Here is a 1,208-nt window from a genome sequence, read left to right on the forward strand (position 1 = left end):
CGTTTGATATCTCCAGTCTGAAAGTGGCGGACAGTCTGCTGGTGTTCCAGCATGAAGATGACGAGCAGGTGACGATTCGCAACATCCGTCTGCAAATGGAACAAGATCCACAGCATCGCGGTTCGTTTGAGTTCTCCGGGCGGGTTAACCGCGATCAGCGCGATCTCACGTTATCTCTCAAGGGCACGGTGGATGCTTCTGATTATCCGCATGATTTAACCGCAGCCATTGAGCAAATTAGCTGGCAGCTGCAAGGCGCAGATCTGCCACAGCAAGGTATTCAGGGGCAGGGGAGCTTCCAGGCTCAGTGGCAAGAGCCACATAAACGCCTTTCATTTAATCAAATCAATTTGACCGCGAATGACAGCGCGCTTAGTGGACAAGCGCAGGTCACGCTGACTGAAAAGCCCGAATGGTTGTTAAGATTGCAGTTTTCGCAACTGAATCTTGATAATCTCATACCGCTTAATGAAGCCGTTAACAGTGAAAACGGAACCACGCAACAGGGGCAGAACCAGCCAATGCTGCCGCGTCCGGTCATTTCCTCGCGTATTGATGAGCCGGCCTATCAAGGGTTGAAAGGTTTTGCGGCTGATATTTTGTTGCAGGCCAGTAACGTGCGTTGGCGCGGGATGAATTTTACTGATGTTGCTACGCAAATGACCAATAAATTGGGTTTGCTGGAAATCACCCAACTGCAAGGCAAACTCAACGGTGGACAGGTATCGCTGCCGGGGACGCTGGACGCGACATCAACAAATCCACGTATAAGCTTCCAGCCACGGCTGGAGAACGTTGAGATTGGCACCATTCTGAAGGCATTTAACTATCCGATTTCGTTAACCGGAAAAATGTCTCTGGCTGGCGACTTCTCTGGCGCTGATATTGATGCCGACGCATTCCGCCACAACTGGCAAGGGCAAGCGCATGTTGAAATGACCGACACGCGCATGGAAGGGATGAACTTCCAGCAGATGATTCAGCAAGCGGTAGAACGTAACGGCGGTGATGTGAAGGCCGCTGAAAACTTCGATAATGTGACTCGTCTCGACCGCTTTACGACCGATCTCACGCTACATAATGGCCTCGTGACGTTAAACGACATGCAAGGTCAATCGCCGGTGTTGGCACTGACAGGGGAAGGCACGTTGAATCTGGCAGAGCAGACCTGCGATACCCAGTTTGACATTCGCGTCATTGGCGGCTGG

1 protein-coding gene is annotated in these 1,208 nt (G+C 51.7%); it reads left to right on the top strand.

The window, feature by feature from the left end; all coding sequences use genetic code 11:
- Positions 1–1,208 (top strand): outer membrane assembly protein AsmA (asmA, locus tag EQY_RS0117005; RefSeq protein ID WP_000385579.1); only part of this gene is annotated, 1,208 nt, incomplete at both ends.

This window comes from Escherichia sp. TW14182, from assembly GCF_000208525.1.
In the GTDB taxonomy this organism is placed as follows: Bacteria; Pseudomonadota; Gammaproteobacteria; order Enterobacterales; family Enterobacteriaceae; genus Escherichia; species Escherichia ruysiae.